This is a genomic window from Kribbella steppae (genome assembly GCF_004342025.1).
Taxonomy (GTDB): Bacteria; Actinomycetota; Actinomycetes; order Propionibacteriales; family Kribbellaceae; genus Kribbella; species Kribbella steppae.
Map to the genome: position 1 here is coordinate 21,784 of NZ_SLWN01000001.1, position 24,996 is coordinate 46,779.

The 24,996-nt window shown below is 68.4% G+C and carries 23 protein-coding genes; 3 read left to right on the forward strand and 20 right to left on the reverse strand.

Annotated features, from left to right (window positions below; genetic code table 11):
* The first annotated feature begins 2 nt into the window (after nt 1-2).
* On the forward strand, nt 3-797 hold the full coding sequence (locus EV652_RS00085; protein WP_132206875.1) for an alpha/beta hydrolase: 795 nt from the start codon (nt 3-5) through the stop codon (nt 795-797).
* Here the strand turns inward: EV652_RS00085 and EV652_RS00090 are convergent.
* The 5 genes from EV652_RS00090 to EV652_RS00110 all read right to left on the reverse strand — a co-directional run bounded on the left by EV652_RS00090 (nt 794) and on the right by EV652_RS00110 (nt 4,147).
* Complete coding sequence (locus EV652_RS00090; protein ID WP_132206876.1) at nt 794-1,417, reverse strand: Type 1 glutamine amidotransferase-like domain-containing protein; 624 nt, start codon at nt 1,415-1,417, stop codon at nt 794-796. The two genes, EV652_RS00085 and EV652_RS00090, sit on opposite strands and share 4 nt — an antisense overlap.
* The gene (locus EV652_RS00095; RefSeq protein WP_132207678.1) at nt 1,414-2,322 is read right to left on the reverse strand and encodes an RluA family pseudouridine synthase; all 909 of its coding nucleotides are present in this window, start codon (nt 2,320-2,322) and stop codon (nt 1,414-1,416) included. Before EV652_RS00095 ends, EV652_RS00090 begins: the two co-directional genes overlap by 4 nt.
* A gap of 20 nt (nt 2,323-2,342) precedes the next feature.
* On the reverse strand, nt 2,343-3,011 hold the full coding sequence (lspA, locus tag EV652_RS00100; protein ID WP_199237931.1) for a signal peptidase II: 669 nt from the start codon (nt 3,009-3,011) through the stop codon (nt 2,343-2,345).
* The gene (locus EV652_RS46080) at nt 2,984-3,697 is read right to left on the reverse strand and encodes a TraR/DksA family transcriptional regulator (RefSeq protein ID WP_132206877.1); all 714 of its coding nucleotides are present in this window, start codon (nt 3,695-3,697) and stop codon (nt 2,984-2,986) included. The genes lspA and EV652_RS46080 overlap by 28 nt, the downstream gene beginning before the upstream one ends.
* 174 nt (nt 3,698-3,871) lie before the next feature.
* Nucleotides 3,872-4,147 (reverse strand): DUF167 domain-containing protein, encoded by a 276-nt coding sequence (locus EV652_RS00110; protein WP_132206878.1) that lies wholly within the window; start codon nt 4,145-4,147, stop codon nt 3,872-3,874.
* Between the two features lie 314 nt (nt 4,148-4,461).
* Here EV652_RS00110 and ileS point away from each other — a divergent pair, with 314 nt between their 5' ends.
* On the forward strand, nt 4,462-7,605 hold the full coding sequence (ileS, locus tag EV652_RS00115) for an isoleucine--tRNA ligase (RefSeq protein WP_132206879.1): 3,144 nt from the start codon (nt 4,462-4,464) through the stop codon (nt 7,603-7,605).
* 226 nt (nt 7,606-7,831) lie between these two features.
* On the opposite strand, the gene EV652_RS00120 is transcribed toward ileS, so the two are convergent.
* A complete protein-coding gene (locus EV652_RS00120; RefSeq protein WP_132206880.1) occupies nt 7,832-8,308 on the reverse strand; it encodes a MarR family winged helix-turn-helix transcriptional regulator in 477 nt (158 codons plus the stop codon).
* Between the two features lie 47 nt (nt 8,309-8,355).
* On the opposite strand from EV652_RS00120, the gene EV652_RS00125 reads away from it, so the two are divergent.
* Entirely contained in the window at nt 8,356-8,964 is a 609-nt protein-coding gene (locus EV652_RS00125) for a pyridoxamine 5'-phosphate oxidase family protein (protein WP_199237932.1), read from the forward strand.
* Nucleotides 8,965-9,070: 106 nt separating this feature from the next.
* Here the strand turns inward: EV652_RS00125 and EV652_RS00130 are convergent, their stop codons facing one another.
* From EV652_RS00130 to EV652_RS00195, 14 genes are all read right to left on the reverse strand, one after another.
* Complete coding sequence (locus EV652_RS00130; RefSeq protein ID WP_132206881.1) at nt 9,071-9,829, reverse strand: DivIVA domain-containing protein; 759 nt, start codon at nt 9,827-9,829, stop codon at nt 9,071-9,073.
* 245 nt (nt 9,830-10,074) lie between these two features.
* A complete protein-coding gene (locus EV652_RS00135) occupies nt 10,075-10,380 on the reverse strand; it encodes a YggT family protein (protein ID WP_132206882.1) in 306 nt (101 codons plus the stop codon).
* Nucleotides 10,381-10,431: 51 nt separating this feature from the next.
* Nucleotides 10,432-10,971: a cell division protein SepF gene (locus EV652_RS00140; protein WP_132206883.1), complete on the reverse strand. Its 540-nt coding sequence runs from the start codon at nt 10,969-10,971 to the stop codon at nt 10,432-10,434.
* 71 nt (nt 10,972-11,042) lie between these two features.
* A complete protein-coding gene (locus EV652_RS00145; RefSeq protein ID WP_132206884.1) occupies nt 11,043-11,753 on the reverse strand; it encodes a YggS family pyridoxal phosphate-dependent enzyme in 711 nt (236 codons plus the stop codon).
* Nucleotides 11,754-11,993: 240 nt separating this feature from the next.
* On the reverse strand, nt 11,994-12,722 hold the full coding sequence (gene pgeF / locus EV652_RS00150; RefSeq protein WP_132206885.1) for a peptidoglycan editing factor PgeF: 729 nt from the start codon (nt 12,720-12,722) through the stop codon (nt 11,994-11,996).
* Between the two features lie 188 nt (nt 12,723-12,910).
* The gene (gene ftsZ, locus EV652_RS46355; RefSeq protein ID WP_132206886.1) at nt 12,911-14,464 is read right to left on the reverse strand and encodes a cell division protein FtsZ; all 1,554 of its coding nucleotides are present in this window, start codon (nt 14,462-14,464) and stop codon (nt 12,911-12,913) included.
* A 191-nt stretch (nt 14,465-14,655) separates the two neighbouring features.
* Nucleotides 14,656-15,396, reverse strand: a complete 741-nt coding sequence (locus tag EV652_RS00160) for a cell division protein FtsQ/DivIB (protein WP_132206887.1) — start codon at nt 15,394-15,396, stop codon at nt 14,656-14,658.
* Between the two features lie 183 nt (nt 15,397-15,579).
* On the reverse strand, nt 15,580-17,040 hold the full coding sequence (gene murC, locus EV652_RS00165) for a UDP-N-acetylmuramate--L-alanine ligase (RefSeq protein WP_132206888.1): 1,461 nt from the start codon (nt 17,038-17,040) through the stop codon (nt 15,580-15,582).
* A complete protein-coding gene (murG, locus tag EV652_RS00170; RefSeq protein WP_132206889.1) occupies nt 17,037-18,125 on the reverse strand; it encodes an undecaprenyldiphospho-muramoylpentapeptide beta-N-acetylglucosaminyltransferase in 1,089 nt (362 codons plus the stop codon). The genes murC and murG overlap by 4 nt, the downstream gene beginning before the upstream one ends.
* A 27-nt stretch (nt 18,126-18,152) precedes the next feature.
* A complete protein-coding gene (ftsW, locus tag EV652_RS00175; RefSeq protein WP_132206890.1) occupies nt 18,153-19,403 on the reverse strand; it encodes a putative lipid II flippase FtsW in 1,251 nt (416 codons plus the stop codon).
* Nucleotides 19,404-19,418: 15 nt separating this feature from the next.
* The gene (murD, locus tag EV652_RS00180) at nt 19,419-20,858 is read right to left on the reverse strand and encodes a UDP-N-acetylmuramoyl-L-alanine--D-glutamate ligase (protein ID WP_132206891.1); all 1,440 of its coding nucleotides are present in this window, start codon (nt 20,856-20,858) and stop codon (nt 19,419-19,421) included.
* Between the two features lie 118 nt (nt 20,859-20,976).
* Nucleotides 20,977-22,059, reverse strand: coding sequence for a phospho-N-acetylmuramoyl-pentapeptide-transferase (gene mraY, locus EV652_RS00185; RefSeq protein WP_132206892.1), 1,083 nt, complete (start codon nt 22,057-22,059; stop codon nt 20,977-20,979).
* Nucleotides 22,056-23,447 (reverse strand): UDP-N-acetylmuramoyl-tripeptide--D-alanyl-D-alanine ligase, encoded by a 1,392-nt coding sequence (locus EV652_RS00190; protein ID WP_132206893.1) that lies wholly within the window; start codon nt 23,445-23,447, stop codon nt 22,056-22,058. Before EV652_RS00190 ends, mraY begins: the two co-directional genes overlap by 4 nt.
* Nucleotides 23,444-24,970 carry a UDP-N-acetylmuramoyl-L-alanyl-D-glutamate--2,6-diaminopimelate ligase gene (locus EV652_RS00195; RefSeq protein WP_132206894.1) on the reverse strand — a complete coding sequence of 509 codons (1,527 nt, stop codon included), beginning with the start codon at nt 24,968-24,970 and terminating at the stop codon, nt 23,444-23,446. The genes EV652_RS00190 and EV652_RS00195 overlap by 4 nt, the downstream gene beginning before the upstream one ends.
* Nucleotides 24,971-24,996 lie beyond the last annotated feature (26 nt).

Genomic DNA, 24,996 nt, shown 5'->3' on the forward strand with positions numbered 1-24,996 from the left:
GAATGGTGCGGGTAGCGCTGATTGTCGTGTCGGTGGCCCTCCTGCTGCTGGCTGTGCTCTGGGGGTACCAGCGGCAGCTGATCTACCTGCCCGACACGACTGCGGTGAGTGCCAGTGCGGGGGCCCAGGACGTGGTGCTGGAGACGAGTGACGGCGTGAAGCTGGGTGCTTGGCTGCTGCGGCCCCGAGGGCCAGACCGCGGCGTCGCCGTACTCGTCGCCAATGGCAACGGTGGCAACCGGGCCGGACGGGCTCCACTCGCGCAGGCGCTGGCCGCTGAGGGCCTGACCGTGTTGCTGTTCGACTACCGCGGGTACGGCGGCAACGAGGGCAGTCCGAGTGAGCAAGGGCTGGCCCGGGATGTGCGTGCGGCACAGCGCTATCTGGTCGAGTCCGGCGTACCGCCTGAGCGGACCGTGTACTTCGGTGAGAGCCTCGGGGCTGCGGTGGTGACCGAGCTGACGACCTCGGTGGCGCCGGGTGGGCTGGTACTGCGGTCGCCGTTCGTCGACCTGGCGTCAGTGGGGCAGGTCCACTACCCGTTCTTGCCGGTCGGGCTGCTGCTTCGCGACAAGTTCCCACTGGCTGAGCAGCTGGCCGGCGTGAAGGCACCGGTTGCTGTGGTCTACGGCAGCGAAGACTCCGTCGTACCGCCTGAGCAGAGCCGTGAGGTGGCTGACGCGGCGCCGACGTTGAAGGACCTGGTGGAGATCCCGGGAGCCGACCACAACGATGCAGCGCTGGTCCATGGGCCAGAAGTGATCGCGGCCGTGGTCAGGCTCGCAGAGCAGCTCTAGACCAGCTCGCGGTGGTCCCCGTCGATGAGAAGGGCCTTGCCGTCGCGCATGGGCAGATACCGTACGCCGGTCCGGTCGTAGAGCTCGGCCACGTTGGCCACCAGCTCCGTCTCGGGGTGACCGGGTGAGTCGAGGTGCGGGACGATCGCGTGGTCGAGCACGCCGAGCCCGTCCCAGAGGAGCTCGCCGTCGACCGCGTCGGTGTCGTCACACAACTCGAGACCGCGCAGACTCGGTGCGAGGACACACGGTCCGGCGCTGTAACCGGCGTACACGATCTGCTCGGAGGTGATCAGCTCCGGCAGGATCTGGTCGGCTCCGCTCCGCGCCATCGCGGCACGCAGCACGAAGACGTTGCCACCGCGCACCCAGAGGCCGTCGTACTCCGTGAGCCGTGCCTTCAGCTCCTCGCCCGTGCAGGAACGCAGATCGAGCTCCGACGGGCGGAGGCCGAGGTCGGTCAGCCAGGCGACCTCCTCGGCGACCTTCTCCCGGCGTACGGCGGGATCCTCGGCGTCAATCGAGTTGCAGATGACGGCCACCCGAGCAGCCGGCGGAAGCAGTGCGACCAGGCGCTCGGGATGGTCGCCGAGGCGGAACGACGACAGGTAGAGCTTCACTGACTGTCGACCAGCCGATCGAGCGCGTGGTCGAGGTCGGCCGGGTACTGCGAGGTGAACTCGACGTACTCCCCGGAGCCCGGGTGGTCGAAGCCGAGCCGCATCGCGTGCAGCCACTGCCGGTTGAGCTGGAGCCGCTCGGCGAGGACCGGGTCGGCGCCGTAGGTGAGGTCGCCGCAGCACGGGTGGCCGATCGCTGCCATGTGGACGCGGATCTGGTGGGTGCGGCCGGTCTCGAGGGTGATCTCGAGCAGGGTCGCATACCGGAACGCCTCGAGCGTCTCGTAGTGGGTCACGCTCGGCTTGCCGCCCGCGACGACGCCGAACTTGTAGTCGTGGTGCGGGTGCCGGTCGATCGGCGCGTCCACGGTCCCGGTGAACGGGTCGGGGTGGCCCTGGACCAGCGCGTGGTAGATCTTCTTGACCGTCCGCTCCTTGAAGGCGCGCTTCAATACGGTGTACGCGTACTCCGTCTTGGCCACGACCATCAGCCCGGACGTGCCGACGTCGAGCCGGTGCACGATTCCCTTGCGCTCGGCGGCACCGCTGGTGGAGATGGTGAACCCGGCGCCGGCCAGGTGGCCGATCACGGTCGGGCCGGTCCATCCCGGAGACGGGTGCGCGGCCACACCGACCGGCTTGTCCACCACGATGATCTCGTCGTCGTCGTACACGATCCGGAGGTTCTCGACGGTCTCGGGGACGACGGTGACTTCGGCGGGCGGTGGTGGCAGTTCGACGTCCAGCAGCACACCGGCGGAGACGCGGGCCGACTTGGCGGCCGGGGCGCCGTCGACCTGGACCAGACCGGACTCGATCAGCTCGGCGGCCTTGGTCCTGGACACGCCGAACAGCCGGGACAGCGCCGCGTCGAGCCGCTCACCGGCCAGACCGTCCGGGACCATCACGGTCCGGGAGTCGCCCGTCACTTCTTCAGTTCCTTCGTCCCGTCGAGCCTGACCCCGCGCAGGGTCTGGATCACCAGCAGCACGGCGGCCGAGGTGACGGCCATGTCCGCGATGTTGAAGATCGCCCAGTGCGGCGTCTGCAGGAAGTCGATCACGTGCCCGTGGAACGGCGACGGCTCCCGGAAGATCCGGTCGATGATGTTGCCGACCGCGCCACCGAACAGTAATCCGAACGCGACCGCCCAGCCGATCGACCCGAGCTTGCGGGACAGGTAGGCGACGCCGAGCGCGACCGTGATCTGGATCGCGCTGATGTACGGCGTGTAGTCCGAACCGAGACTGAACGCGGCCCCGGAGTTCCGGATCAGGTTGAACTTCAGGAAGCTCCCGATCACGTTCACCGGCTCACCCGGCGTCAGATGCGCCAACGCCAGCGCCTTGGTCAGCTGATCCAGGAACAGGATCAGCAGCCCGACCGCGCCGAACAGGACCATCAACTTCCAGGACCGACGCCGGACCGGCGTGCTCTCACTGTCTGTCGGTACGGCGTCGCCCTCAGCAGCGTCCGGAGACGACGGAGAACCGGCCGACAGGGAGTCGGCCGGTTCCGTTGGCTCGGGGGGTGCGTCCCCTGCCTGGTGGGACGTGTCGGGGTCGCTCAGCGGCGTTCTTCGCGTTCTTTGCATGACACGCACAGTGTCGCACGCGGGAACGCCTGCAACCGACCCTTGCCGATCGCGTTGCCGCAGCTCTCGCAGATGCCGTAGGTGCCGTCCTCGATCCGGGACAGGGCCCGCTCGATCTGGTCCAGCATGTCGCGGGCGTTGTTCGCCAGCGACATCTCGTGGTCGCGCTCCAGCGTGGTCGAGCCGACATCGGCCTGGTCGTTGCCGGCACCGTCGCCACCGTCGCGGAGCAAGCCGACAATCTCCTGCTGGGCGTCGTGGATCTCCTTGTTCAGGTGCACCACGTCGGCCTCCAGCTCACCGCGGAGCTCGGTCAGCTCGGCGGCCGTCCACGGGGTCTCGCCGGATTTCACCGTGAGGGTCTCTGCCTTGTGCGCTGCGGACTTCGCCGGCGCCGTCGCCGGGGTCCTGTTCTCGTTCGTCTTCATGGCCACCCTCTTCGTCGGAGCTTGCTTGGCAGGGGTCTTCGCCGCTGTACTCTTGGCCGCTGTCGAGCCGGCAGACTTCTTGGCCGCCGTCTTCTTCGCGGGAGTCTTCTTGGCGGAGGTCTTCTTGGCCGGCGTGGTCTTCGCCGGTGCCTTGCGGGCCGCAGTCTTCTTGGTGGCCGGCTCGGCTGATTTCGCGGCGGTCTTCTTGGCCGCGGCAGTGCGTTGGGGGGCGGACTTCTTGGGAGCCGATGTAGCCATGGTCAGCTACCCCCTGCCTTCGTCGGAGACTGAAGCGGACTGGTCGCAAGACACTAGGCCACGTGCCGAGCACGTGCCAGTCCGACGCGCAGACCGTGGACATACGGTAGTCGAGTCTTCAAGCCCACTCGATGTTCCGCGCGTCACAGCAGTATTTCGGCGTCCCTCTGCGTTTTAGCCGAGCAGATGTTCGAGTCTCGGCCTGAGCACGTTCTCCTCCCCCTCCACCGCGACCAGTTTGTCCCTGCTGGTCGCTCCCCGTACCAACGTCACCGCGGAGCGACGTACGCCGAACGCCGCCGCCACCTCCTCGAGGACAGCCTTCGTCGCCTGCCCCTCAACCGCGCGGGCCGCCACCGACACCACCAGCGCCGGGCCGGACGGGCCGTCGTAGCGCCCGCCGACCGCGGTCCGGGAAGCACCCGGTTTGACCCGCAGCAGAATTCTCACGGCTGAATTCTCGCCTGACCACCCGTTTTTCCTGCCCCACCCCAGCGCCCCGGTCGTTTAACGATTCGTAGTTGCCTGGTACGAAGTCGTACACTGACAACCGCGATCCGCAAGGCAGTGATGGGGCGATCACCCCGGAGCCGCCGGAAGAACAGTCCGCAGGGACCTATTAGAACCGGCAGCGACGCGTTAAGGAAGTGGGTGGCCACAACTCTCGGTCACCAAGGAGGGTGGTACCGCGCGGCACCGGCGCAAACGCCGGCGCTTCGTCCCTCGTCAGCAGTCACACTGGCTCGACGAAGGACGACAGAGAGATGGCAACGACTCCGTGGCGGCAGGTCCCGGCGCAGGTGGATTTCCCCGCGCTCGAGCGCGAGGTGCTCGTCCACTGGGACCAGCACGACACCTTCGCCAAGAGCCTCGAGGTGTCCGCCGGCGGTGATCCGTGGACCTTCTTCGAGGGCCCGCCGACCGCGAACGGCATGCCCGGCACCCACCACATCGAGGCGCGCGTCTTCAAGGACGTCTTCCCGCGCTACCGGACAATGAAGGGCTTCTGGGTCGAGCGCAAGGCCGGCTGGGACTGCCACGGTCTGCCGGTCGAGGTCGCGGTCGAGAAGGAACTCGGGTTCAACGGTAAGAACGACATCGAGGCGTACGGGATCGCCGAGTTCAACGCCAAGTGCCGCGAGTCGGTGCTGCGCCACGTGGACGCGTTCAACGAGCTGACCGTCCGGATGGGCTACTGGGTCGACCTGGAGCAGCCCTACCGGACGATGGACCCGGAGTACGTGCAGTCCGTCTGGTGGTCGCTCAAGCAGATCCACGACAAGGGCCTCCTGGTCGAGGACTACCGCATCACGCCGTACTGCCCGCGCTGTGGCACCGGTCTGTCGGACCACGAGCTCGCGCAGGGCTACGAGACCGTCATCGACCCCTCGGTGTACGTCCGCTTCCCGCTAACCTCCGGTCCGCTCGCGGGTAAGGCATCACTGCTGGTCTGGACGACGACCCCGTGGACACTCGTTTCAAACACTGCAGTCGCAGTGCACCCCGACGTGCAGTACGTCGTCGCCACTGACGGCATCGAGTCGCTGGTGGTGGCGGAGCCGCTGCTGAGCACGCTGGGCGAGGACTGGACGGTCACCGGTCAGTACGGCGGCCGCGAGATGGAGCGGTGGACGTACCAGCGGCCGTTCGAGTTGGTGGAGTTCCCCGAGCCGGCGCACTACGTCGTACTGGCTGACTACGTCACCACCGAGGACGGCACCGGTCTGGTGCACCAGTCCCCCGCGTTCGGTGCCGACGACCTTGCGGTGTGCCGTGCGTACGGCCTGCCGGTGGTGAATCCGGTCGAGTCCGACGGTCACTTTGAGGCCGACGTACCGCTGGTTGGTGGGCAGTTCTTCAAGAAGGCCGACGAGACGCTGGTGAAGGACCTGCAGGAGCGCGGTGCGCTCTTCCGGCACGTCCCGTACGAGCACCCGTACCCGCACTGCTGGCGCTGCCACACCCCGGTCATGTACTACGCTCTCCCCTCCTGGTACATCCGCACCACGCAGGTGAAGGACGCGCTGCTCCGCGAGAACGAGAAGTCCAACTGGTACCCGGACTCGGTCAAGTGGGGCCGGTACGGCGACTGGCTGCGCAACAACATCGACTGGGCCGTCTCCCGGTCCCGCTACTGGGGTACGCCGCTGCCGATCTGGCGGTGCGAGGACGACCACCAGGTGTGCGTCGGCTCGTTGGCCGAGCTCGGCCAGCTGGCCGGCCGGGACCTGAACGCCACCGACCCGCACCGGCCGTACGTCGACGACATCACCTTCGACTGCCCGACCTGCGGTCACGAGGCCCGGCGCGTGCCTGAGGTGATCGACGCCTGGTACGACTCGGGCGCGATGCCGTTCGCCCAGTGGGGCTACCCGTGGGCCGAGGGGTCGACGGAGAAGTTCCAGCAGGCGTACCCGGCCGACTTCATCTCCGAGGCGATCGACCAGACCCGTGGCTGGTTCTACACGCTGATGGCGATCGGCACGCTGGTCTTCGACGAGTCGTCGTACCGCAATGTCGTCTGCCTCGGGCACATCATGGCCGAGGACGGCCGGAAGATGTCCAAGCACCTGGGCAACATCCTGGAGCCGATCCCGCTGATGGACGACCACAGCGCGGACGCGGTGCGCTGGTTCATGGCCGCCTCCGGGTCGCCGTGGAAGGCACGCGGCATCGGGCCGAACGTGCTGAACGAGATCGTCCGGAAGGTGCTGCTCACCTACTGGAACACGGTCGCGTTCCACGCCCTGTACGCGCGGCTGGCCGACTGGTCGCCGACCGCCGACGTACCGCCGGTGGCCGAGCGCTCGGTGCTGGACCGGTGGCTGGTCAGCGAGACTCACCGGCTGGTCCGGGACACCGACGAGGCCTACGCCGACTTCGACACCCAGCGGCTGGGTTCGCTGATCAACTCGTTCGTCGACGTGCTCTCCAACTGGTACGTCCGGCGTTCGCGTCGCCGCTTCTGGGCCGGTGACCCCGGTGCGCTCGCCACCCTGCACGAGACGCTCGACGTCCTCACCCGGGTGATGGCGCCGCTGATGCCGTTCGTGACCGAGCGGGTCTGGCAGGACGTGTTCCGTCCGGTCACGCCCGACCTGCCGGAGTCGGTGCACCTGACGAGCTTTCCGGCGTACGACGCGACGCTCATCGACGACAAGCTCGCGCAGCACGTGTCGATGGCTCGGCGTGTCGTCGAACTCGGCCGGTCCGCGCGAGCGGAGGCCAAGGTGCGGACGCGCCAGCCGCTGTCCCGTGCCCTGGTCGGATCGGCCGCGATCGCGGACCTGTCCGCCGAGCTGCTCCAGGAGATCGCCGATGAGCTGAACGTGGGCGCGGTCGAGCCGCTCTCCTCGGCCGGTGCCGACTTGGTCGAGTTCTCTGCCAAGGGCAACTTCCGCGAGCTCGGCAAACGGTTCGCCAAGCAGACCCCGGTGGTCGCTGCCGCGATCGCCGCCGCCGACGCTGCCGCCTTGGCCGCGGCGCTGAAGGAGTCCGGTACGGCGACAGTCGTGGTCGACGGCGAGAACGTCGAGGTCGGCGAGTCCGACGTACTGCTGTCCGAGCGGCCGCGCGAAGGCTGGTCCGTGGTGAACGAGCAGGGCGAGACCGTTGCCCTCGACCTCGAAGTCACCCCGGAGCTCAAGCAGGCCGGCCTGGCCCGCGAGGTGGTCCGGACGTTGCAGGAGGCCCGGAAGAACGCGGGTCTCGAGGTGTCGGACCGGATCAGGGTCTGGCTGACCTCCACCGACGCCGACCTGTCCGATGCCCTCGGCAAGCACGCCGACGAGATCGCCCGCGAGGTCCTCGCCGTCGAGCTCAGCCAGTCGGCCCCGTCGGAGTCCGCAGACGTTGCCACCGGCACCGAAGAGGACCTCCAACTCACCTACTGGCTCGCCAAAGCCTGACCACCCCACCCCGCCGCATTTGGCTGGCTGACCCACCAAATGAGGGGATTGCCACCCTGATTACGGGTGGCAAACCCCCAACCTCGTTGGCTGGCCAGCCAAATGTGGGCGGTCAGCCGAAGGTGGGCGGTCAGTGGGGCAGGTGGTCAGTGGGGTGGGTGGTCAGTGGGGTGGGTGGTCAGTGGGGTGGGTGGTCAGCGGGGTGGGCGGTCAGCGGGGTGGGCGGTCAGCGGGGTGGGCGGGCGGTGCGGGCTCGTAGGGCTGGGGCGGCGCCCAGGTGATTGATCGCGTCGACGAGCAGTAGGCGTGCTGCCTCGACGCGATCGGGGCCTAGCGCTTGACGGAGTTCTGAGTCGAGGGCCGCTCGGTGTCGCCGGGCGGCTCCGATCACGGCCTCTCCACGTGGCGACAGCACGACTCGGCGAGCGCGTGCGTCCGTGGGGTCCTGCGCTCGACTGAGGTAGCCGCGCTTCTCCAGGTCGGCGACCGACTTGGATGCGGCCTGCTGGGTCACGTTCATCCGCTCGGCCAATGTGCTGATCGTCACTGGTCCGCCGACCAGATGCTGGAACACCACCCCGTCGGCGAACCGCGTGTCGGTGAACCCCTCGGCGACGAGCCGGCGCTGGAGCTCGTCGGCCAGCGCCCAGCCGGTGAACAGCGAGGCCAGCGACAGGTCGGCTCCAGCCGGATCGAACTCCATACCGCCGAACTATACAACCGTGGTTGTGCATCAATTAACCTACAACCATGGTTGTGCAAAAAGAGTTTGTCGAACGAGCGCACCGGATCGTGTGGTGCACGGTAGCCACGGTCGGGCCGGACCACCGGCCGCGTACCCGAATCCTCCACCCGCTCTGGGAAGCGACCGACGAAGCCGGGAGCCCGGCGGTGGAGCCGGCCGGTGGGTTGGTCGGGTGGATCGTCACTCGGGTGACGCCGGTGAAGGTGCGGCATCTGGCGTACAGCCCGTATCTGAGCTGTAGCTATTGGGAGCCCGGCCACGAGGTCGCGGTGGCGGACTGCCGGGCGGAATGGGTCAGCGATACGGCGACCCGGCAACGAGTGTGGGAGTTGTACCGGGATGCCCCGGCCCCACTCGGCTATGACTTCTGGAGTGTGTTCCCCGATGGTCCGGCCCCCGGTCGCGGGGCCTCCCGGCCTGGACTGAGGAGCGCAGGGAGCGAAGCGACCGGAGCGACGAGGGAAGGCCGGGAGTCACAGCCCCGTGACCGCCGCGCCGGAGGCGCGGCATTCAACAGAGAATCACCCTCGCTGCTGCGGCTTACGCCGTACCGGCTGCGGCTCACCGACGTGGAAACGCTGAGCGGCCGGAAGGAACCTCTGGCCTGGCCCTGACCGTGACCCTGACACCGTGTCACCGAGTTGGGACCGTGTGTCAAAAGAGCCCGGACATGACGAAGAGGCGGTGCCGCCGGAAAGCACCGCCTCTTGTCTGAGGTTTTTAGACGCCGTGACCGTGAGCCTGGGCGCGTGCCTCCGGGCGGAAGCCGTTGCGCGGGCTGAGCGTGTCGTCGCCGTTGCCCAGCGCCTTGAGCTGCTCGGTGAAGTACGTCTTCAGCCGGCTGCGGTACTCGCGCTCGTAGGCGTGCAGGTCGTCGATCGTGCGCTCCAGCTGGCCCTTCTGCTTCTCGAGGGTGCCGAGCATCTGCGCCCGGCGCTCCGCGATCTCGCCGTCCAGCTTCTCGGCGCGGGCACGAGCTTCGCCGGTCATCCGGTCGGCCTTGCCGCGAGCCTCGTTCTCCAGCCGCTCGGCCTTGGCGCGGGCCTCGCCGATGATCTTGTCGGCGGTGTCCTTCGCCTCCTGGACCAGGTCGTCGGAGTGCTTGGTGGCCATCTCCAGCAGCCGCACAGCGGAGCTGGAGGCGTCGCCGACGGTTCCTGCCGCGGCAGCGGCCCCCGCGGCCACTACAGGCGCTGCGACAGGCGGCTTCTCCTCCGGCTTCTCGACCACGACCGGGGGCTTGGGCTGCTGCACGACGGGCGGCAGCGCGGCGGTCTGGTCGACCGGCCGCTCCTGACCAGCACCCGCGCGCTGAGCCGCGGCGAGCTTGGCCCGCAGCTCCTCGTTCTCGGCGAGAAGTCGCTCGAGCTCGGCTTCGACCTCGTCGAGGAAGGAGTCGACCTCAGTGACGTCGTAGCCCTCCCGTAGTCGGACGGGCGTGAACTGCTTCGAGCGGACGTCATCCGGCGTCAGCGGCATCTTTCACCTCGTTTGTCTGTGTCTTGGCGGAGTCCCCGTGGCCTTCACCTCGGCGACTCAGTAGATCACGTTATCGCTTCGTTGTGTTCTAACGGAATCCGGGCGGGCAATAACGGCCCACACCCGGCGGACGCCAGCAACGAAACGGCCCCGTTGTCGAGACTTTACCTACCCCGTCCCCGGCGTCCTCACCCTCCGACTCGGCGGGCGATTCACCGGTTCCGTACCACCTCCGGTGCGCTGGATCACAGTGAGCGGAGTGCGGTCGAGTTGATCGACATCGCCAGCGAGACGATGACGAACAGCATCAGCATGGACAGGTCGATCCGGATCCCACCGGCCCCGATCGGGGGCAGGATCCGCCGCAGCGGCCGCAGGAACGGATCGGTGACCGAGTAGATCAACTCGAAGAAGAGCAGCAGCGGCCCCTTCGGGTGCCACTGCGGCGCGAACATGACGATCAGACTGAGGACGAACCGCGCCACCAACATCAGGAAGAAGGCGAGCAGTACCCAGCTGAGAACCGTGAGGACGAGCGCTAGAGCAACCATGTCGTCAATGAGTGTAGAAGACCGGCGGTAACCATGGCGGACGCGAGGGCGTCAGCTCTGGTTGTAGAACCCGTCCGCGGCGATCTTCTCCTTCTCCTCGGCGGCCACCGTCACGTTCGGTGGGCAGACCAGGAACACCTTGGTGGTGATCCGCTCGATCGAACCACGGCAGCAGAAGATCAGCCCGGCGGCGAAGTCGACCAGCCGCTTGGCGTCGGAGTGGTCCATCTCGGTCAGGTTCATGATGACGGGCGTGCCGTCGCGGAAGTGCTCACCGATGACTCGCGCCTCGTTGTAGCTGCGCGGGTGCACGGTGGTGATGCGGGCCAACTCGGTTACCTCCGGGGACGGTGCGACACCACGTCGTTCTGGAAACTTGCTGACCGTCGCGCCCTGCTCCTCACGGGAGTCTCGGGGTTCGCGGCTCTCCCGGCCGGCGGGCACCGGCTCGGGCTCGTGGGACTCCCCGTCGACGGCTACGTCGTCGTACTCGTCGTAGTCGTCGTACTCGTCGTCGTACCGCGCGTTGTAGCGCTCCCCGTCCTCGACCAAGCCGAGGTACACACCCATCTTGCGCAGCGCGCCGCTCATGGCCCTCCAGCCCTTCGATTCCGGTTCGACGACAACGGTGAGCAGGAAGCAAAACCTGCTCGATGTCGACACTAACCGAGTGGAGGACGCGTACCGAGTAAGGCGCGCCCGAGCCGTACGTGTGTCGCTCCCTGCCTGATCGCGGCGTCCAGATCACCGGTCATCCCGGCCGAGATCCAGTCGGCGCCGGGGTGTTCGGAGCGTAGTCGGGAGGCTACTTCGTGCAGCCCGGCGAACGCTTCGTCGGGGTCCGAACCCAGCGGGGCGACCGCCATCACGCCACCCAGCTCCAGCCCGTCGGCCGCCGCCACTTCCCCGGCCAACTCCGGTACGGCGGAAGGCTCGACACCACCGCGGCCGGCACCGGTCGCGGCCTCCGCCGATCCGTACGACGCCAGGCTCACCTGCAGCAGACAGCGCACGGTCCGTTCTTCGGCGATCGCGGCCTTCGACAGCGCGGTCACCAGCGACGCGCGGTCCACCGAGTGCACGACCGACGCGTACCGGACCACCGAGCGTGCCTTCTTCGACTGGAGTTGGCCGACGAAGTGCCAGGTGGCGTCCGGGCAGTCCGGGGCCTTCGCCTTGAGCTCCTGCTCGCGGTTCTCGCCGACGTCGCGGACCCCGAGGGCTGTGAGCGCCCGTACATCGCTGACTGGGAAGGTTTTGGTGATCGCGACAAGGGTGACCTCGTCCGGAGCCCTCCCGGCCGCCTCACAGGCCTTCTCGATCCGTTCTCGCACCAGCCGCAGGTTCTCCCGCAGCTCGTCCACACGGGTCATGGGACCTCCCGGCCTGAACTGAGGAGTGCAGGGAGCCCGGTCATGGGGCCTCCCGGCCTGGACTGAGGAGTGCAGGGAGCGAAGCGACTGGAGTGACGAGGGAAGGCCGGGAGTTGAAGCCCCATGACCCGCCGCGCCGGAGGCGTGGCAATGTGCACAGCGACTGGAGTGACGAGGGAAGGCCGGGAGCAAGGCCCCATGACCACGCCGGCGCCGGAGGCCCGGCCAAAAGCACAGTCATCACGCGGCCGGCAGTTTGACGAGGCCGGCCAGCCGTCCGCTGACCGGACCTTCGCGCCGGTACGAGTACAGGTTCTCCGACTCGATCGTGCAGGCGGTCGCGTCGACCACCTCGACACCGAGCTCGGCCAGTTGTGCCCTGACCCCGGCGGCCACGTCGATGGACGGCGTACCCCAGCTCGTTTCCGCGTACGACGCCGGCACCCGCTCGGCCACCTCGGCCCGCATCTCGGCCGGCACCTCGTAACAGTTGCCGCACGCGGACGGCCCGAGGACGGCGGTGATCCGCGACGCACCGAGCTCGCGCATCGCCTCGACGGTCGCCGGTACGACGCCGACGTACATCCCCTTGCGGCCGGAGTGCGCCGCACCGATGACTCCGTCACCGGTGAGCAGCACCGGCAGGCAGTCGGCGGCGCGAACACACAGCACGACATCGTCGCGAGTGGTGACCAGCGCATCGGCGGTCGGCATCGGGCGGAGCGGAAGCTCATCACCCGGCCGGACGACGTGGACGTCACGGCCGTGCACCTGGCTGACCCGGACGATCGCCTCAGGCCGGACACCGAACTCGGCCGCCAGGCGACGGTAGTTCTCCACCACCGCGTCGGCATCGGCGCCGACCGCGCTGCCGAGGTTCAGTTCGCCGTACGGCGCGGTGCTCGCGCCGCCGAAGCGATCGGTGAAGGCGAAGCGGACACCGCGGAGAACCTCGTCATACCCGAACACGCCCAGAGCCTACCGGCCCGGACGCCGTGCCTCGTCAAGGAGTGTTGGTGCGGCTAGCGGTGGTCCAGTCGTTCGCTGGCAAGGCGGAGGAGGAGCGCGATGCGGAGCATCTCGCGACGACGACAACGCCGCCAGCGGGCGTCTGGGGCGCCGCTAGACGTGCCGAATGCTCCTTGACGAGGCACCTCTTACTTCAGGAAGTCCGGGATGTCGAGGTCCTCTTCCGGTTCGGGCTTGCGGGCCGGGCGGCTTGGACCGGGCTGCGACGTCCCTGGAGACGGCGTACCCGACGCACCGCTCGGGCCGTTCACCGGCCACGAGTGGCCCGAGGTCGGCGTGGCTGGGGTGTGCGGAGCGGGCTGCGGGGTCTGCGGCACGGTGCGCACCGGGTCGCCTGCCTGCGGGCGCGCCGAGTTCGTCGTACCGGCACCCGGACGACCCTCGGTCGAAGCCGGCACCGGGACCGTGTCGTCGGCGGGAGTCGGCGGAACCGGCGGCTGCCCGTTCGACGTGGTCTGCCCCGGCGTGCCCTGACCTGCGCCGGCCTGCCCCGCGGAGGCCTGGCCGGCCGGAGCCTGCCCGTTGGTCTGTCCGGTGGCCGGACCCGATGTCGCCTGACCGCTCGAGGTCGGCGCCGGGGTCTGACCAGTGGGCGGCTGCTGACCGGTGGTCGGCACTGCCGGAGGAGTCTGCGTGCCGGACTGCTGCGTCGGCGCCGAGTAGGAGCTCTCGGTGCTCGGCCGGGAGGTCGACTGCGGGCGGGCCGAGTTCATCGCCTGCTCGCGGCGCTTCGGCATCCCACCGTCGAACCCGGCCGCGATCACCGTGACCCGCACCTCGTCGCCGAGGGCGTCGTCGATGACCGCACCGAAGATGATGTTCGCGTCCGAGTGCGCGGACTCCGACACCAGTTGGGCCGCCTCGTTGATCTCGAACAGGCCCAGGTCGGAACCACCCGCGATCGACAGCAGCACACCGTGCGCACCCTCGATACTTGCCTCCAGCAACGGAGACGAGATGGCCGCCTCGGCCGCCGCCACCGCGCGGTCCTCACCGCGGGACGAGCCGATGCCCATCAGCGCGGAGCCCGCGTTCGACATGACCGCCTTGACGTCGGCGAAGTCCACGTTGATCAGACCGGGTGTGGTGATCAGATCGGTGATACCGGAGACACCCTGCAGCAGCACCTGGTCGGCCTGCTTGAACGCGTCCAGCACGGACACGGCGCGGTCGGAGATGGTCAGCAGTCGGTCGTTCGGAATGACGATCAGCGTGTCCACCTCCTCGCGGAGGGTGGCGATGCCGTCTTCAGCCTGGGTCGCGCGCCGCTTTCCTTCGAAGGAGAACGGCCGCGTGACGACACCTATGGTCAGAGCGCCGAGCGAGCGGGCGATCCGGGCCACCACCGGCGCGCCGCCGGTGCCGGTGCCGCCGCCCTCGCCGGCGGTCACGAAGACCATGTCGGCGCCCTTCAGCGCCTCCTCGATCTCCTCTGCGTGGTCCTCCGCGGCCTTCTGCCCGATCGCCGGGTTCGCCCCGGCGCCGAGGCCCCGGGTCTCTTCGCGGCCGATGTCGAGTTTGACGTCCGCGTCGCTCATCAACAGCGCTTGCGCGTCGGTGTTGATGGCGATGAACTCAACGCCCTTCAGACCGTGCTCGATCATCCGGTTGACGGCGTTCACGCCGCCTCCGCCGATGCCGACGACCTTGATGAGTGCTAGGTAGTTCTGCGGTGCCGCCACGTCCGCGCCTCTCGCCTCGTTCTGTTCCCGTTGTGGCCGGTTGGCCCCTGTTCCAGCGAAAAGTTCCAGCGAAAAGACTGAACCTCAAGTGGATGCTTAGACTTATGTCAACTTTAGATTACGCCGCACGGTACGGGACCGATTCGGGCAATGTCCACGCGCCTCGCCGCGCACTGCCGTGATGTGATCCGTCATCGCTTTTCCCCTTTGGTGACAGGAAGATCGGGCGCCGACACGTCGTACACGGTCGCCTTGCGCTTCATCAGTACGCTGAGTACCTCGGCCTTGCGCTCGCTGTCATCGGAACTGCCCCAAACGACCTTCACCCCAGACCCGAGGTTGAGGGTGATCGAGTCGGGCGACGCTGCCGAGATCGTGCTCACCTGTGCCCGCAGTGTGGACGGCAGCGCGGCCGATACCGTCACGATCGAACGGATCGTCACCTCGCGCCGGGTGCCGGTGACCTTCGCCTCCGGAAGTCCGGCCGGCCGGTTCGGCACCGTCTTGAACGCCGTACCGGTCGCGTCCACCAGCTCGAACCGCGTCCCGTCGGTGACGACCACCACCGGAACCCGTTCGGTGACGACGATCACGACCTTGTTCGGCCAGGCCCGGGTCACCTGCGCGTCGGCCACCGCCGGGATGGTCCGGACCCGTTCGGCGATCGCACCCAGGTCGACCTTCGCCAGTGGTGTACCCATCGGCGCCTCGGCCACGTTCTCGATCGTTGCCACCGGCACCGTATCTGCGCCGCTCACCCGGACGCCGTCGACCGCGAGGGCGGAGGAGAAGTAGAACAACCAGACGATCAGACCACCCAGCAACAGCAGGGCTCCACCGATCGCCCACGGCAACCAGCTTCGCCATCGCACCAGCCGCTGCCGGCGCGCAAACCGCTGTTGTGCCCGAGCCAGATCAGCGCTCTGGCTCATGCCAATGACCCCACTCGTGTCCCGTGCTGCTGTTTGCTTGAACGATGGCGACGTCCAGGTGCGTGCATCGCAAGGCGGAGAAGCGTCCTCGATGCGGGTTTCATCGTGGATGCTTCTCCAACGCGGCGAGGTGCGTGCCTGGGCGTCGCCAGCGTCAAGGAAACAGCAGCACGGGGCACGTATTTACTCCACCACAGGAGCGAGGGCCTCGGCTGCAGACTCGCGGGCGGCTGCGCGTTCGGCCAGCAAACCGACCACTTCCGGGCCGATCAACGTCACGTCGCCGGCTCCCAGCGTCACCACAAGGTCGCCGGGCTCGGCCAGATCGGTGACCACCTGCGGTACGGCGGACCACGACGGCTCGAACCGGACCTGCTCCGGCTTCAGCGGCACGTGATTCGCGATCAACGCACCGGTGACACCGGGCTCCGGGTCCTCGCGGGCCGCGAACACGTCCATCACGACGACCTCGTCGGCCAGGGCGAGCGCGTCGGAGAACTGGGTGGCGAAAATCCTGGTCCGGCTGAACAGATGCGGCTGGAAGCACGCGATCACGCGCCCCTCCCCCGCCACCTGTCGGGCCGCGGTCAGGTCGACGGCCAGCTCGGTGGGGTGGTGGGCGTACGAGTCGAACACCCGGACCCCGTCCTCGAGCCCCTTGAACTCGAACCGCCGGCCGGTCCCGGTGAACGACGCCAGCCCCTCGGCCAGATCGGCGGCGGAGAACCCGAGCCCCAGCCCGACCGTCAACGCGGCGGACGCGTTCAGCGCGTTGTGCTTACCCGCCTGCTGCAACTGAACCATCGGAAGCTTGCGGCCGCGGTACACCGGTACGAACGACTGCGTCGCCCCGGTCGCGGTGATCTCGGTGACCCGCATGTCCGCGTCACCCGATTCGCCGTACGTGCGTACGTCGATCCCGCGCGCGTGGGCGAACTCGGCCAGCTTCCGCGCACCGGCGTCGTCGTAGCAGATCACCATGAAGCCGCCCGGGATCACCCGGTCGCAGAACTGCTCGAAGGCGAGCCGGTAGCTGGCCTCGTCGCCGTAGTTGTCCAGGTGGTCCGGCTCGACCGATGTGACGATCGACACCTCGGGGCGGTAGGTCAGGAACGACTTGTCCGACTCGTCCGCCTCGGCGACGAACAGGTCGCCGGTGCCGTCGTGGGCGTTCGACCCGGACTCGTTCAGGTTGCCGCCGATCGCGTACGACGGATCGGCCGCGCAGTGCTGCAGCGCGACGGTGAGCATCGACGTGGTGGTCGTCTTGCCGTGCGTACCGGCGACCGCCAGCGTCCGGCGGCCGACCATCACCGAGGCGAGCGCGGCGGCGCGCGGCAGGATCGGGATCCCGGCGGCCCGGGCGGCGACCACCTCGGGGTTGGTCTCGCGGATCGCGGTGGAGACCACCACGGTGTCGGCGTAAGCGACGTGCTCGGCGGCGTGACCGACCCAGCAGGTGGCGCCGAGCGCACGCAGCGCCGACAGCACCCTGCCGTCCTTGGCGTCGGAACCGGACACCTCGATGCCACGAGACGCCATGATCCGGGCGATACCCGACATCCCGGCGCCGCCGATACCGACGAAGTGCACTCTCCCCAACTTCTCCGCGGGCAGGGTCGTGTCAGGAGCGGTGACGATCACGAAGCAGACCCCACCACATCCAGGATGATCCGCGCCAATCGCTCATCGGCATCGGTACGGATCAGGCCCTTCGCAGCTGTGGACATAGCTGTCAGACGCGCGCTGTCGAGCAGAAGTTGCGGAACAGTGGCACGAACCCACTCCGGTGTGACCGTCGCGTTGTCGACCAGCAGCCCGCCACCCGCATCGATCACAGGCTTGGCGTTCAAAGCTTGCTCACCGTTACCGTGCGGCAGCGGAACGTAGATGGCGGGCAGTCCGACACCCGACACCTCGGTGACCGTGTTCGCACCCGACCGGCACACAACCAGGTCGGCCGCCGCGTAGGCCAGATCCATCCGGTCGACGTACGACAGCACGACGTACGGCAGGGGCCCGGTGGACGGCACCTCGAGAGTGTTCTTCGGCCCGATCACATGCAGAACCTGGATGCCGGCCGCCTGCAGATCGGCCGCGGCACCCGCGACCGCCTCGTTCAGCCGCTGCGCGCCCTGCGAACCGCCGGTCACCAGCAGCGTCGGCGCGGCCGGGTCGAGTCCGAAGAACTGCCGCGCCTCGGCCCGCAGCGCGGCGCGGTCCAGCGTCGAGATGGCCCGCCGGATCGGCAGACCGACGTACGACGCGTGCGGCAGCTCCGTCCCGGGGAACGAGGTGGCCACGTTCTGCGTGCAGTAGCGCGCGGCGAACTTGTTCGCGATCCCCGGGACCGCGTTGCCCTCGTGGACCACGATCGGGGTCTTCCGCCGCCAGGCGGCGACGTACGCAGGGGTGGAGACATACCCGCCGAAGCCGACCAGGACGTCGGCCTTCGCGTCCTCGAGCACCTTCTTGGCGGCGCTCACCGAGGCGAGCATCTTGCCCGGTACGGCGAGCAGCGCCGGCGTCAGCCTGCGCGGCAGCGGCACCGGCGGGATCAGCTCGAGCCGGTAGCCCGCTTCCGGGACCACCCGGGTCTCCAGGCCGCGCTCGGTGCCGAGGGCGATGATCTCGACGGTCGGATCGATCCGGCGCAGCGCGTCGGCGGTGGCGATCAGGGGTGAGGTGTGGCCGGCGGATCCTCCACCGGCCAGAACGATGCTGGGCACAGCTTTCAACGCTCCCGCGTGTTCTCGTTAGGGCGTACGCCGCGACGGCAGCCACCCGAAACGTGGCCGCCTGGTCTCCTTCAAAGCGGCCTGCGCGCCGGGCTCGGCCTTCGCGAAGGACAGCAGCATGCCGATCGCGATCAGCGTCGGCAGCAGTGCGGAACCACCGTACGACAAAAGCGGGAGCGGAATCCCCACGATGGGTAGCAGTCCGATCACGGCACCCAGGTTGACCAGGGTCTGCGCCATGATCCAGATGGTGATCCCGGCCGCCGCGTAGCGGACGAACGGCTCGGTGTTCCGGGTCGCGATCCGCACCCCGGCGTAGGCCAGGGTGAGGAACAGGGCGAGAACGGTGAGGGACCCGACCAGGCCGAGTTCCTCGCCGATCACGGAGAAGATGAAGTCGGTGTGCGCCTCCGGCAGGTTGCCCCACTTCTGCCGGCTGTTGCCGATCCCGACGCCCCACCAGCCGCCGGTCGACAGGGCGTAGAACGAGTGGTACGCCTGCCAGCCGATCCCGGACGGGTCGTTGAACGGGTCCCAGAACGACGAGATCCGGTCCATCCGGTGCTTCGCGGTGATGACGAAGTACGACGCGATCGTGCCGACCACCACGATGGTCGCGACGAACAGCCGGGTCGGCGCGCCGACGATCCAGATCAGCCCGATCATCACCGCCATCAGGACCAGCGCCGTACCGAGGTCGCGCTGGCCGACGACCAGTGCGATCACCAGACCGCAGACCGGCACCATCGGCACCAGCAGGTGTTTCCACTGGGTGAGCAGCTTCTCCTTGCGCGCGTACAGATCCGCGCACCACATCACCAGCGCCAGCTTGGCGAACTCACTCGGCTGGATCTGCAGCGGACCGCCGAGGTTCAGCCAGTTGGTGTTGCCGTTCACGCCGACACCCAGACCGGGGATGTAGGTCAGCACGAGCAGGAACACCGAGCCGAGCAGGGCGACGTACGCGAGCATGCGGAAGTGCCGCGGTGTCATCCGGGACGCCACGTAGGCCATCGGCAGGCCGACGCCGACCCAGATCAGCTGGCGGACGAAGATCGTGTAGCTGTTCCCGTTCGCGCGCAGCGACAGCACACTCGATGCCGACAGCACCATCAGCAGCCCGAGCACCAGCAGCAGGCCGGTTGCACCGAGCAGGATGTGGTACGACGTCAGCGGCCGGTCGAGCACCTCGCGAATGGCGGCCACCCACGGCCGCTCCGAAGTGTTCCGGTCCTGCTTCTGATCCGGCTGATCAGCGATCGACGTCACGCGATCACCTCCGGATCAGTTGTCGCCCAGCCGACGCACGGCTTGGGCGAAGGCGTCCCCACGGGCTCCGTAGTTGGCGAACATGTCCCAGGAGGCGCAGCCGGGGGCGAGCAGCACGGTGTCTCCTGCCTGTGCAAGCTGCGCCGCCTCCCCCACCACGATCTCCATGGCTCCAGTGTCCGTTGCCTCGACAGTGATCGTCGGGACATCCGGTGCGTGTCGGGCAAGAGCTTCCGCGATGACGAGCTTGTCCTGGCCGAGCAGTACGACGGCCCGCAGCCGATCGCGCGCCGCGACCACCAGTTCGTCGAACATCGCACCCTTGGCCTGCCCGCCGGCGATCCACACCACGTGCTCGTAGGCGAGCAACGACGCCTGCGCCGCATGCGGGTTCGTTGCCTTCGAGTCGTCGACATAGTTGACCCCGGCAACTTCCGCGACGTGGGCGATCCGGTGCTTGTCCGGCCGGAATCCACGCAGCCCGTCCCGCACCGCAGTCGCCGGTACGCCGAACGCCCGGGCCAGCGCGGCAGCGGCCAACGCGTTTGCCACGTTGTGCGGCGCGGCCGGAGTGATGTCGTCCAGGGTCGCGAGCTCGAGCGCCGACGACGCACGCTGCTCGACGAACGCGCGATCGACGATCAGTTCGTCGACCAGGCCGAGCATCGAGATGTCCGGCGTACCGAGGGTGAAGCCGATCGCCCGGCAGCCCTCGATCACATCGGCGTCCACCACCAGCTGCTCGGTGGCCGGGTCGGCGACGTTGTAGACGCAGGCGACCTGACAGTTCTCGTAGATCCGGCCCTTGGCCTGCGCGTACGCGTCCAGCGAGCCGTGCCAGTCGACGTGGTCCGGCGCGATGTTCAGTACGGCGGCCGAGTGCGCGGACATCGACTGGGTGAAGTGCAGTTGGTAACTCGACAGCTCGACCGCGATCACGTCGTACGGCTCGGGGTCCATCACGGCTTCCAGCAACGGCAGCCCGACGTTGCCGGCAGCAACGGCCCGGTGACCGGCCGCGGTGAGGATCGCGGTCAGCATCTGCACTGTCGTGGTCTTGCCGTTGGTGCCGGTGATGCACAACCACGGCGCCGCGTTGGCCGGATCGCGCAGACGCCAGGCCAGCTCGATCTCACTCCAGATCGGTACTTCACGCTCGGCCGCCTGGGCCAGGAACGGTGCATGCGGAGGTACGCCGGGTGACGTCACGACGATGTCGACGTCCTTGGGGAGTTCCGCCGTACTGCCCGGACCGAGGGTGATGGCGGCGCCGAGGGTCTCGAGGATCTGCGCCTTCTCCCGCAGCACCTCGTTGTCCCGGTCGTCCAGTACGACGACGTGCTCGGCGCCGGCCTGGAGCAACGAGTCCGCGCACGCGTAGCCCGCCGTACCGAACCCGAGCACGACAAAGCGCGTCGTCGCCCAACCGTCATCAATGCGTGTTCGCAGTGTCACGGGGCCTCCCGGCCTGGACTGAGGAGCGCAGGGAGCGAAGCGACTGGAGCGACGAGGGAAGGCCGGGAGCCAGGGCCCCGTGACCCGCCGTGCCGGAGGCGCGGCCATTCAACACAGCTCATCCGGCTACCCATTCCGCATAGAAGATCCCGAGACCGATCACCACGCACAGGCCCTGGATGATCCAGAACCGGATCACCACGTTGACCTGTTCCCAGCCGAGCATCTCGAAGTGGTGCTGCAGCGGCGCCATCCGAAAGATCCGTCTGCCGATCCCGGTGGTGCGCTTGGTGACCTTGAAGTAGCTGACCTGCAGGATCACCGAGGCGGTGATGATGACGAACAGACCGCCGAGCAGCAGCACCAGCAACTCGGTCCGGGTCATCACCGCCATACCGGCCAGCGCACCGCCCAGCGACAGCGAGCCGGTGTCACCCATGAAGATCTTGGCCGGCGACGCGTTCCACCACAGGAAGCCGAACAGCGCGCCGGTCAACGCAGCCGCCACCACAGCGAGGTCGAGCGGATCACGCACCTCGTAGCATTTCGCGCCGACGCCCTGCGCGGTCGCGCAGCTCTGGTTGAACTGCCAGATGCAGATCAGCGTGTACGCGCCGAACACCATCATCGAGGCCCCCGTGGCCAGACCGTCCAGGCCGTCGGCGAGATTGACGCCGTTCGACATCCCGGCGATCAGCAGCAGGATCCAGATCACCACGAGGATCACCGGCAGCTCCAGCCAGCCGATGTCGCGGATGAACGAGATGAACGGCGACGCGGGCTTTTGTCCCCGCTCGTCGGGGAACTGCAGCGCGAGCACGGCGAACACCACCGCGACCATCGTCTGGCCGGCGAGTTTCGCCTTGCTGCGCAGGCCGAGGCTGCGTTGCCGGAAGATCTTGATGAAGTCGTCCAGGAAGCCGACCCCGCCCATCCCGGCGAACAGGAACAGCACCAGGAGCGCCGAGGCGCTCGGAGGGGACATCGTGAGCAGCTTCGCCGCGAAGTAGCCGATGATGGTCGCGATGATGAACACGGTGCCGCCCATCGTCGGCGTACCGCGCTTGGTGTGATGCGAGGTCGGGCCGTCGTCACGGATCTCCTGGCCGTACCCGCGCTTGGCCAGCAGGGTGATCGCCCACCGGGTGCCGATCAGGGTCAGCACCATCGCGACGGCACCGGCGAACAGGATCGAGATCACTGCGCGTCCTCCAGCAGTGTGTCGGCCAGGCTGCGCAGTTTCGCCGCCTTCGAGGACTTCACCAGTACGACGTCACCGGTCCGCAACTCGGATCGGAGCAGTTCCAGTGCTTCCGGGATCGTGTCGACGTAGGCCGACTCGTTCCCCCAGGAGCCTTCCAGCGACGCGCCGAGATGGATCGGCTTCGCGCCCGCACCGACCACGACCAGCCGGTTCACGTCCAGCCGGACCACGAGCCGGCCGATCGCATCGTGCTCGTCGGCGGAGGTGTCGCCGAGCTCGAGCATCTCGCCGAGCACCGCCCAGGTGCGCGCACCGCGGGCCCGGCCGATCGCGACCAGCGCCTTCAGTGCGGCGCGGACCGAGTCCGGGTTGGCGTTGAACGCGTCGTTGATCACCGTCACGCCGTCCGCGCGCTCGGTGACCTCCATCCGCGCCGCCGACACCCTGGTGGCCGCGTTCAGTCCGGCGGCGATCTGCTCCGGGGTCACGCCGACGGCGTACGCCACGGTGGCCGCGGCGAGCGCGTTCGACACGTAGTGCTCACCGACGAACTGCAGCTGGACGTCCCCGCTGAAGTCGCCGAGGTGCAGCGCGAACGCGGGTCGTCCTTCGCCGTCGAGTTTGACGCCTTCCGCGCGGACGTCGGCTTCTGGTGCTTCACCGAAGGTGACGACCTTCTCCTGCGTCCGGCTCCGCATCCCGGCGACGCGATGGTCGTCGGCGTTGAGTACGGCGGTCCCGCCCGGGCCGATGGCCTCGATCAGCTCACCCTTGGCCACCGCGATGTTGTCCTGGCTGCCGAACTCACCGATGTGCGAGGTGCCGACGTTCAGCACCATTCCGACAGTGGGCGGCGTGATGCCGCACAGGTAGGTGATGTCGCCGAGGTGCCGCGCGCCCATCTCCGCGATCAGGAACTTGGTCGTCGGCGTCGCATGCAGCGCGGTGAGCGGGTGGCCGATCTCGTTGTTGAACGAACCCTCCGGCGACACCGTCTCGCCGTACGGGCGGATCAGCTGCGCGATCAGGTCTTTCGTACTGGTCTTGCCTGACGAGCCGGTCAGGGCGATCACGGTCAGGTCCGGCAACCGGCCGACGACGAGCCGGGCCAGCGCACCGAGCGCGGCCTGCGGGTCGGCGACGACGATGCAGGGGCTGCCCTCGATCGGCCTGGTGGTGAGCGACGCCGTCACGCCCTGTTGGCTCGCGACGCCGACGTAGTCGTGCCCGTCGACGCGCTCGCCGGGCAGGGCGACGAACAGCCCACCCGGTAGGGCGGCTCGCGAGTCGATCACCACCGCGCCGTCCACGACAGCCGATGGGTCGACGCCCACCAGCTCGCCGTTGACGGCGTCAGCGATCTCGCCGCAACTGACAGGGATCACCGCTCTGCCTCCAGCAACTCACGCACGGTTTCGCGATCGTCGAACGGGTGGATCACACCGCCGACGTCCTGACCTGTCTCATGGCCCTTCCCCAGTACGACGACGGTGTCCCCAGGGCCGGCCAGCTCGATCGCGCCGGCGATCGCCTGCCGCCGGTCGCCGATCTCGTGCAGGTCGGCACTCGGCACCGCTGTCCGGGCACCTTCGAGCGCAGCGGCCCGGATCGCCGCCGGGTCCTCGCTGCGCGGGTTGTCGTCGGTGATGATCACGACGTCCGCCGTCCGCGCGGCCGCGGCTCCCATCGCCGGGCGCTTGCCCGCGTCACGGTCGCCGCCACAGCCCACGACGGCGTACAAGCGGCCCTTCGTCGCACCGCGCGCGGCCTGCAGCGCGAGCTCGACGGCGTCCGGCGTGTGCGCGTAGTCGACGATCACCGCCAGGCCGTCCTCACGGGTGAACGTCTCCATCCGGCCCGGTACGGCGGCCGTCCGCAGCCCGGCCGCGATCTCCTCGGCCGGTACGCCGACCTGCCGCAGCATCACGGTCGCGAGCAGCGCGTTGGCGACGTTGAAGTCACCAGGCAACCCGATCTCGACGGTCAGCGTCTCGCCCGGCCCCTGGATGTCGAAGACAGTGGTGCCGTGCTCCGACTGGTGCCGGTTAGCCACTGTCCAGTCGGCCTCACCCGTTGTGGACACAGTCACCAGTGGTACGACGGTCTGCGCGGCCAGCCGGCGGCCGTAATCGTCGTCGATCATCACCACCGCCACATCACACCGCTCCGGGGTGAACAGCGAGGCCTTCGCCGCGAAGTACTCCTCGAACGTGTTGTGGAAGTCCAGGTGATCCTGGGTCAGGTTGGTGAACCCGGCGACCGCGAACCGGGCGCCGTCCACCCGCCCCTGCGCCAGCGCATGGCTCGACACCTCCATCGAGCACCACCCGACCGCCTGCTCCCGCATCACCGCGAACAGCGCGTGCAGGTCGGTGGCCTCCGGAGTGGTCCGGACGCTCTTCACCACCTCGTCGCCGATCCGGGTCTGGATCGTCCCGATCAGGGCGGCCGGTCCGAGCCGGCGCAGTACTGCGTCCAGCAGGAAACTGGTCGTGGTCTTGCCGTTGGTACCGGTCACGCCGAGTAGATGTAGTCCCTTGGTCGGCTCACCGTAGATCCGGGCCGCGACCGCACCGAGCACGTCCCGCGGCCGGTCGACCACCAGCACGGGCAGACCGGTCTCCCTGGCCCGCTCCTCACCGGTGGGATCGGTCAGTACGGCGGCAGCCCCGGCCTGCTCCGCGGTGGCGACGAACGCGGCGCCGTGCGTGACGGCTCCGGGCAGAGCGGCGTACAGATCACCTGGAAGGACTGACCGCGAGTCGAGCGAGACACCGGTGATCTCCACGGTGCTGCTGGTGGGGATCCGCGCATGAGCAGTCCTGGCGACCTCGACGAGGCTGACCGGCACGACATGCCGCGGCCTGATCGCTGCGACGGCTCCGCCTGCGGCGGTAGGGGTGGACACGGGCCCTGAGGCTACCGCTCCGGGCA